This is a genomic window from Haloarcula sp. Atlit-120R (assembly GCF_003665885.1).
In the GTDB taxonomy this organism is placed as follows: domain Archaea; phylum Halobacteriota; class Halobacteria; order Halobacteriales; family Haloarculaceae; genus Haloarcula; species Haloarcula taiwanensis.
In genome coordinates this window covers 36,985-44,826 of record NZ_QPLN01000011.1, presented here as the reverse complement: position 1 = coordinate 44,826, position 7,842 = coordinate 36,985, and the positions used below count along the sequence as shown (strand labels likewise).

The following is a 7,842-nucleotide window of genomic DNA, read 5'->3' as shown; positions in this document are numbered from 1 at the left end:
GTCGCTGGCTACGTCCTGTTCGGAGGTGTCCTGTAGATGCCTACATGCGACTACTGCGGGAAAAACATCGACTGGGACGAACAGTTCATTCGCCACGAGACGGAGTGGTGTGACGAACGTCCGGCCGACGGCCAGCAGACGCTGGAGGAGGCGGCTCACTGATGGCGCGGTGTCAGAACTGCGAGAGTCACGTCACCGAGCAGTACGTCGCGGTTTTCGCGCCCAATGATGCGGATCATCCCCGCTGCTGTCCGAACTGCGAAGACAAGATTCGAGAGGGTGCCGATGTCCGAGATGCCCGCGCCCACCGCGGCGGGAACGGTGAGGACCCCATCAGCTACGACCCCGAAATGTTCGCCGGCGGAGGGTCAGCATGATGGGCGAGTTTCGGAGTGCCAGCGAGCAGCGCGTGTACGAGACCTGCGAGGGTACCCGCTCGGTCGAGGACCGCCTGGCGACCGCGCGTGAACTGCTGGTCGGCCTCGAAACCGCTGGCTGTCCGCACATCGTGATGGCCTACCAGAGCCTCGATCTCGTGCGCGGTGTCGACGACGTGTGTGTCTCGCTGGAGGGTGCGGAGGTCGCGCTCGCCCAGCTCCAAAAGGCTCCGTCGCCAGTCCAGCCCGCCGCCGCTCGCCGGGTTCGCAACGCCGAACAGATTCTGCTCGGCCTCGTGGACGGTGATTTCGATGAGTGACCAGGACGAGTGGTACGTGATGCCCCGCAGCCAGTGGAACGACGCGAAGGTTCACACCCCGGCGAAGGGCGCGACGCGAGACGACCCGGCCCCGCTGTGCAATCACAACGTCGAGGGATCCGAGGAGTTTCGAGTCGCCGACCAGTCCGACCGGGAGCGCTACGGGTTCTGTCGAGTCTGTGCCGCGATGGCGAACGACGAACCCGACCCGCGGGGCAACCACGGCCAGTCCGGCCGGTCGCCCCAGGACGTACTTCGGGACTGTGGGTTCGAGACCGCTGCCGACAACCTGGAGGCCGACCATGTCTAAGGACATCGACCGTCGGCTCCGAGGGCTTGAGCACATCGTCTTCGACGACCGGGAGGGCGAGGATGAGTAAAGCCACTCAAGGCGCGCCGGCCAAGCGCAAAGAGCGCCCGGACGAGATCGCCGACGAGAATACGCCGGTCAAGGTCGAGCGGCTGAGTGGCGATTCGATGCTCGGCATTGTTCGCGAGCGCACTGAGTACGATGCGCATGGCGCGCCTGCACGCGTGCTGGTCGAAGGCGCTGACACGACAGTGAACGTTGCTGCTGGACAGGTCAGCGTCGCACGCGGGTCAAATGCCGATGTGGTGCGCAGTCTTGTCGGAGGGCAGGAAGATGTCTGACGCTCCTAGCGGTTTTAAGGCGGCGCGTGTGCAACTCGCAGGACAGAGCAAAGACTACGAGCAAACAACGCACCTGAGAATGGGCCACCGTTCCCGGCTCAAACCTGTTGGCGCAGGATTCGCCGGGAACGACCTCAATCGTAGTTGGTCCTTCTCAGCAATCGGGCTTAAGCGTTTTCCCCGAGTGGCGACGCTGCGCAGTGCCCGCATTGCTGGCGTCGAGAGGCGTCGGGTGTCCGGAAGCACCCATAATGAGTACGAACACGCAGGGGGTCAGGATGTCTAACTCCGCCCCTACCGAGACGACCGCACAGCCCGCCGTCGATGGCGAAGCAACCGATGACAGCGCGACCGATGTTGACTGGGCCGCGCTGTGGGACGAGTTCGGATTTGCCTCTCCCGACGCCGCTGGGAACAAGATGGCGTCGGACACGCAACTGGAGGCTGCCCTCCAGGCTACGGAGCAATCGCCCGCTGGCGACGTTACCGGCCACATCAGTCAGGCCGTCGCCAGTGGGACTCTCGTCAAGTGCAAGACCGACGCCGGCACGCTTCGCGGCTACGCGTTCGTTGGAGGTGACCGATGAGCGTGGACAACTCTGCAACGGGTTCCGACGAGCTGCCAGAGAACCCCCACGATCTTCGGGACGTTGTTGCCGACCTTACCGAGGAGGTCGCGCACCTCCGTGCAGAGAACGACCAACTCCGCGACCGCGTCGACCAGCTCGAAGCCGAACTCGAAGACCAGGAGACCGTCGAATACCGCGGTGACGTGAAACAAATCGAGAATCTGGTTGTTGGCGGCGTGCCAGTCGGCCACAGTATCGCGTCAAACAAGCGAGGCCGGAAGAAGCTCAACCGCATCGTGTTCGGGAATCCAAACCCCGACATCGAGAAGAGCGACATCGAACCGTTCGTCGAGGAACACGGCACGGTCAAGGAGACCGTCGCCAGCTCCGAACAGACGACTGACGGCGACGGTGTGTCAGAACAGAGCCGGGAGAACATGCTCCCGCTGCACCGGATGATGGTCGACATGAACTCCGGTGCTGGTTCGTCGCTCAACAAAGCACAGAAGCGCGCTGCTGCGCTGTATGAGCGCTTCGTGAACAAGGCCAAGGGCGAGACCAATCAGAACGTCACGCCCGACGGCCAGAAGTACACGATGAACACTGAGCAGGCTGTGGAGGTCCTCGAAGACGAGGGTCTGTTGGAAAGTCTGAAACCACAGTCCTACTCCAAGACAGCTGGTCGCGTCATGCGGGACGTCCAGCGCTTCACGATCGTCGACGAAGACGACCACGAGGAGTGTGTTGACATCGACAAGTGTTCCGAACACGGCCTCATCAACTTCCGTCCCGGGAAGCCCCACACGCTGACCGTGGACAAACGGAAGATGGAGGTAAGCGTCCTCAACGCTGACGCTTCTGACAAAGATGTCAGAACAGGCGGAGAGGACGAGAACAGCCAAGATTCCGACGATGAGGCCACAATTGATCCACAGTCCGAACAGGTGTACGAAGGAACGGCGGTGAATGACGATGACTGAGACGCATAATGACATTGTTGTCAGTACGCTCGCGAGTAGCGTGTCAGATAGAGGTGGTACACACGATAGGTAACCACTTCCCGACCTGACCCCTGCTACAAAATCCACACGGATGTGGTGCGTAAACTACGCTTGTTCTCGTTTCGTTAGAGTGACGTGAAACGACTTCCCTTTTCCTTCCCTCTATGAGATGTAGGAAAAGAAGTCGTAGAACGAACGATTCTATCTGACATCCTCCCTCTGTTCCTTCTGACAACAATGTCAGATAGCACGTCAGAACAAGTCAGGTGGTTCGGAGGCGGTCGGTCCGTGGCTCGTACACCTCGCCCTTTTGTTTGAGTTTGTCAATTTCGTGTTCGGCTTTCGACGCATCGATCCCAACGCGTCTGGCGTGCCGAATCACTCGCTGTTCCGGGGCGCCCTCGTCAAACCTATCTTCAAGTTCTGCGATAATCGCTTTGACATTCTGAATCCGGTCTCGTTGTGAAGTCGCTCCTCCAACGACATTATCGCCGATAATGAACTGCTGTGGATGGGGCAGACCGACATCAACACCATCGCCGACAACGTCATCCACGATCTCCATGGTTGCATCGTCGTACAGACTCACAACCAACTGTGCGTTCTCTCCGTCTGTTTCGGCATCCACTTCGACTTCAACTGAATCTGGCAGTTCTTCGCCGAGCATATTCTCTAGCTGCTCCTCAGATTTTTGACTCAATTCTTCAGCTCGGCGTTCGTGTTCTGCACTGGTCTGCAAGTGTTCGCTGGCCTGTTCAACGAGCTCCATCGGTGTTTCAGAATTCTGCTCAGACACGCCTCAAACATGCCGTGTATCCCACTTGATGGTTCGCAAACCGAAGTGGAAGTAAAGACGGTATACGCTTCGCGCCTCGTGATATCGGAGTGTTCCCACACACCACCGTTTCCGGAGTAACTTCCCTACGCTGGACTGACCGGCGCAACATACTGGCTACGCACTTTGTCCCCCTCGCGCCACTGGAGGTAGTAGTACTCCCGATCGTCGATTGTCTTGACCGTCAGCGTCCCCTTCGACCGGGGGATCTCCGCCTCGTCGTAGGCGTCGTCCATCTTCTCGTCCCATTCCTCCTCGTCGTCGGTCCACTCCTCGGGCGCGTCGACGGCGTGCTGCTCCTTGACCGTGTCGTCCGTGGCGGCCGTCAGCATCGCGGCCAACTCGTCGACAGCGGCCACGGCGTCGTCGTAACACTCACGGACGGGTTCGTCCTGGCCCTCGACGTCGATCCGCTCCAGCGCCGACAGCGCTTGGTGTGCGTATTCTTCGTCGCTCATGTGCTAACCAACACATTCGGACCAAATAGCGTTTGTGTTGGTTAGCCAGACACCCCGCCATCGATGTGTTCTCACACCCCACTGTTTCATGTGTAACACGCAAAAAGAACGCCGCTATTACGGCTTGACGACTTCTTAGCTTAGGCGTCGATGTCGCCCAAGACTTCCTCCAGCGTATCGCGTAGGGCCCTGGCCTCTTTGATGTCTAACTTCGCGCCCATCGTCTCATCGTACGCAAGGGGCTTCCGAACTATTTGTTCGAGTGTGACTGTTTCTGATTCGGTGCCGACATAAATATCGACCGGGAGTTCGGACTGCTGACTGCCGTCATCGACATAACCTTCGACTTCTCGCAGCGTCGTGTGGTTGTGTGCCACGCCGGCCGGCTTAGGCGTTGACACCTAAGAAGGTTCGCTTGAGCGATTCAAACCGGCTCTCAGGACAACAGTGTCTGACATACTTATTTGTATATCGAATATGTATACAGTATCTGTATATGGTATCGGTGAAACGAGCGGCCACGTATGTCGAAAAAGGCGGCGTTGGAAAGACGACCAGCGCGGCCCATATCGCCGTTGCAGCGCACGAGCAGGGCGAAACCGTCCTGCTGGTTGACCTCGCTGGAACACAGAACGACCTCGCGACGCACTTCGGGCTCGACCTCGGGGAGGACGCCGAGCGGATCGACGCGCCGATCTCCGCGGTCTTCGGCGACGACTGGGAGTTCCTCAAGGACAACGTCGACGACCTCCTCGACCGCATGACCTTCGACACGGACGAGGGCCCCGACCTGATCCCCGCTGACCCAGGCCTCGGCGGTGCTGACAACAACCTCGCGAACGTCCCCCTGGAGGACCGCTTCGACAAGCTGGACGACTTCGTCGACGACCTCGTCGCGCCCCAGTACGACCTCGTCATCTTCGACCTCCCCGGGAAGGAGGACAACATCGCACTCAACGGCCTCTTCGCGGCCCGCGATGTCGTCGCGCCCCTCAAGCCCGGCGCGTTCGAGCGTGACCAGCTCCGAAAGCTCGACGCAACACTCGACGAAATCAGCGACGACCTCGACGTCGACCTCGGGCTGACCCTGGTCATCCCCACGATCATCAACCAGAGCGAAAACTTGTCTGAAGAATTCGTCGCGTACGTGCGCGGAGAGTTCCCCGAGGTCGTCGGCCACCCTGTCACCAAAACCGCGGACATCGGGAACAACCAGGACGAGGGCCGCACCCTCTACGGCGTCTCCGATGACGAGCTGTACTCTACAGGGGATCGTGCCCGTGAATCGTACACTGCCAACACCGAACAACTACTCGACAGCCTAACTGAACGATGACTGATGATAAAGACCCCGAGGAACTACTAGCACAGTCCAAAGAACAGAAGCGCCACACCAGCGAACCGTCCACGACCGACTCGGACGACACCCAATCGCTTGAAGAGGCCATTGCCGATGTCTACCAGTCAATTGATGAGGGCGAGACACCCCACAATCTAACCATACGAGACGAGTCGCTTGCCGCGCTGCTCCGAGGTCTCGAAGACATGAACCAACTGTCGGAACTTGCCAGCGACGCCAGCGAGGAACTCGGCCGAGATGATGTCGGCCACGACACCAGAAGCCCTGTCCTCGGTATGCTTGTCCGAATCGGCCTTAGAGAGACTCGGCCTGATCTCATCGAGGCCGGTAAAGACGCGTTCGAGATATATCGTGACAGGCAAGAAGTAGAGTTCTAATACGTATACTACATTTGTATATCGAACTTGGATATCATATATGTATACAATATATGTATATGATGGCCACAGCAGTAGCCACTCCTTCAATTCCGTATAGCGATACACACTTTAAAGCAATATTTGCCAAACCACCGTTGAGACACAAGTCTGGTACTGGTCTGCTGTGGCAACAGAACTATCAGGTTTTAGTGTGTTTAGCTCTGTATGCCGAAATCGGCTGATTCAGATTCAGAACCGGGAAAGCACGACGCTTCACCCGGGATTGAGCGGACGAAGCCGTGGCACTCCGCCGACGACGTGCCCTGGACGCTGCTGACCGAGGCCCAGCTCGCCGACGCCTATGACGCCGTGGTCGTGCCGGCGCTGCGGCGGGACGGCTTCGACCCCGAAACCGACAGGCCATCCTACGAGTGGCTCTCGAACAACGGCTTCCGTGGGCTCACGTACGCGCTGAAAGAGTACCACGACACGACGTTCGCCACGTTCTGGTCCGAAACCCTGGGCTACGACACCGAATCCAGCGGCTACGACTGGGATATCGAACACGACGGGACACGCCAGTCCTTTCAGGAGTATCTCGACGCCAAGCAATCGGCCGCAGACGACTGGACGGACAGCACCCGCGACACCATCCGGTATCGGCTCGCTCGCTACGCCCGGTCCTATCGAGAGCGCCACGGCACCGACGATCTCCTCTCGCCCGTCGACGCCGACAGCGACATCACCGAGACCGAAGCCGTTGACCGTTGCCGGGAGACCTTCGCCTACATGTCCGGTGAGTACGCTGAGTCGACTATCGCGCGCGTCCACGATGCAATCCGAACGTGGTATGGCTGGCTCGTGGAACGGCGTGTGGCGACGGTCAACCCGACGAACGGTGCGGAGGACTGGTTCTCGTGGTCCCGCTCGTCGGACACGGACCCAGTCGCCCTCGATCCCGAGCACGTTCGGGCAATGTTCGACGCTGCGATCACCAGCCGCGACCGGATGCTCGTCGTCGCACTGGCGGGCTGGGGCCTGCGGGCCGGCGAGGTCGCGGCGCTGCACCAGGACCAACTCCATCTCGACGCCGACGACCCGTACATCCAGTTCGACGAGCGAAAGAACGGGCCGGGGACCGTCGCGATCGTGTTTGGCGAGGACGTGGCCCGCCGGCACCTCTCCCGCGTCGATGGCTACCTGTTCCCGTCGGAGCGCTCGAAAACCGGCCACGTTGACGGGACCACAATCGCCGGCTGGTTCCACGACCTCGCCGAGAAGGCCGGGGTCCCCGAGGAGATCGACGGCGTCGCCCGGAAGCCACACATGGGCCGACGGTTCTGGTACGACGCCTACTCACAGACTACCGAGGACCTGCTGAAACACGTTCAGGATATCGCGGACGAACAGGGGAGTGCGAGCGCGAAGGTGGTCTTCGAGGACTATCTGACCGACGAGCGAAAGCGCGAACTGCGGCGCGAGTTCATGCGAGAGAAATTGAGCGCAGCGTTCGACGGCGAGTAGTCAGTCGTCTCGTGGATCTTCGATAAGTCGATACTCGCCGGTCGGTTTGTAGCGGCGCTCGGCGTAGCCGCCGGCCATCAGTTGTTTGAGATTCCCCCGAACGGTCTCTCGACTCCAGCCTGTAGCATCGGCGATGTGACCGACCGTGGCACAGGAACAGGGCTGTTCAGCGAACCAGTCGAGCAGTTCGACCATGCTCTCGGTCTCGTCGATAGTCATGCCCGTAGCCATATCCAGTAGGCGTTTGTACGTTGCGGTCCGCCAAGTAGTCTTGGCAATACACCTATCAAATACGGCTTTGCGTTCTCACTTTGCGAAGTGCCAAAACACCTAAATGGAGTGGTCACTATCTTACAGATATGCCACACCCGAACCATGGCAATCTGGT

At 59.6% G+C, this 7,842-nt stretch carries 14 protein-coding genes; 10 read left to right on the top strand and 4 right to left on the bottom strand.

Annotated features, from left to right (window positions below):
* Positions 1-36 precede the first annotated feature (36 nt).
* The 7 genes from DVK01_RS22905 to DVK01_RS20555 all read left to right on the top strand — a co-directional run bounded on the left by DVK01_RS22905 (position 37) and on the right by DVK01_RS20555 (position 2,897).
* Positions 37-162 (top strand): hypothetical protein, encoded by a 126-nt coding sequence (locus tag DVK01_RS22905; RefSeq protein WP_255410242.1) that lies wholly within the window; start codon positions 37-39, stop codon positions 160-162.
* Positions 162-377 carry a hypothetical protein gene (locus DVK01_RS20580; RefSeq protein ID WP_121538698.1) on the top strand — a complete coding sequence of 72 codons (216 nt, stop codon included), beginning with the start codon at positions 162-164 and terminating at the stop codon, positions 375-377. Before DVK01_RS22905 ends, DVK01_RS20580 begins: the two co-directional genes overlap by 1 nt.
* Complete coding sequence (locus tag DVK01_RS20575) at positions 374-697, top strand: hypothetical protein (protein ID WP_158598794.1); 324 nt, start codon at positions 374-376, stop codon at positions 695-697. Before DVK01_RS20580 ends, DVK01_RS20575 begins: the two co-directional genes overlap by 4 nt.
* On the top strand, positions 690-1,007 hold the full coding sequence (locus DVK01_RS20570) for a hypothetical protein (RefSeq protein WP_121538694.1): 318 nt from the start codon (positions 690-692) through the stop codon (positions 1,005-1,007). The genes DVK01_RS20575 and DVK01_RS20570 overlap by 8 nt, the downstream gene beginning before the upstream one ends.
* A 62-nt stretch (positions 1,008-1,069) precedes the next feature.
* Positions 1,070-1,348 carry a hypothetical protein gene (locus DVK01_RS20565; protein ID WP_121538692.1) on the top strand — a complete coding sequence of 93 codons (279 nt, stop codon included), beginning with the start codon at positions 1,070-1,072 and terminating at the stop codon, positions 1,346-1,348.
* A 251-nt stretch (positions 1,349-1,599) separates the two neighbouring features.
* Positions 1,600-1,935: a hypothetical protein gene (locus DVK01_RS20560; RefSeq protein ID WP_147435217.1), complete on the top strand. Its 336-nt coding sequence runs from the start codon at positions 1,600-1,602 to the stop codon at positions 1,933-1,935.
* Positions 1,932-2,897 (top strand): hypothetical protein, encoded by a 966-nt coding sequence (locus DVK01_RS20555; RefSeq protein ID WP_121538688.1) that lies wholly within the window; start codon positions 1,932-1,934, stop codon positions 2,895-2,897. Before DVK01_RS20560 ends, DVK01_RS20555 begins: the two co-directional genes overlap by 4 nt.
* Positions 2,898-3,180: 283 nt before the next feature.
* On the opposite strand, the gene DVK01_RS23040 is transcribed toward DVK01_RS20555, so the two are convergent.
* From DVK01_RS23040 to DVK01_RS20540, 3 genes are all read right to left on the bottom strand, one after another.
* Complete coding sequence (locus DVK01_RS23040; RefSeq protein ID WP_233562826.1) at positions 3,181-3,585, bottom strand: hypothetical protein; 405 nt, start codon at positions 3,583-3,585, stop codon at positions 3,181-3,183.
* A gap of 254 nt (positions 3,586-3,839) precedes the next feature.
* Positions 3,840-4,211, bottom strand: coding sequence for a hypothetical protein (locus tag DVK01_RS20545; protein WP_121538686.1), 372 nt, complete (start codon positions 4,209-4,211; stop codon positions 3,840-3,842).
* A 140-nt stretch (positions 4,212-4,351) separates the two neighbouring features.
* A complete protein-coding gene (locus tag DVK01_RS20540) occupies positions 4,352-4,612 on the bottom strand; it encodes a hypothetical protein (RefSeq protein WP_147435216.1) in 261 nt (86 codons plus the stop codon).
* 95 nt (positions 4,613-4,707) lie between these two features.
* On the opposite strand from DVK01_RS20540, the gene DVK01_RS20535 reads away from it, so the two are divergent.
* The 3 genes from DVK01_RS20535 (at position 4,708) to DVK01_RS20525 (ending at position 7,454) form a co-directional block, all read left to right on the top strand.
* Complete coding sequence (locus tag DVK01_RS20535) at positions 4,708-5,547, top strand: ParA family protein (RefSeq protein ID WP_121538682.1); 840 nt, start codon at positions 4,708-4,710, stop codon at positions 5,545-5,547.
* Positions 5,544-5,948, top strand: coding sequence for a hypothetical protein (locus tag DVK01_RS20530; protein WP_121538680.1), 405 nt, complete (start codon positions 5,544-5,546; stop codon positions 5,946-5,948). The genes DVK01_RS20535 and DVK01_RS20530 overlap by 4 nt, the downstream gene beginning before the upstream one ends.
* Positions 5,949-6,155: 207 nt before the next feature.
* On the top strand, positions 6,156-7,454 hold the full coding sequence (locus DVK01_RS20525) for a tyrosine-type recombinase/integrase (RefSeq protein WP_121538678.1): 1,299 nt from the start codon (positions 6,156-6,158) through the stop codon (positions 7,452-7,454).
* Here DVK01_RS20525 and DVK01_RS20520 read toward each other — a convergent pair whose 3' ends face one another.
* Positions 7,455-7,673 (bottom strand): helix-turn-helix domain-containing protein, encoded by a 219-nt coding sequence (locus DVK01_RS20520; RefSeq protein WP_158598793.1) that lies wholly within the window; start codon positions 7,671-7,673, stop codon positions 7,455-7,457.
* Positions 7,674-7,842: the final 169 nt, after the last annotated feature.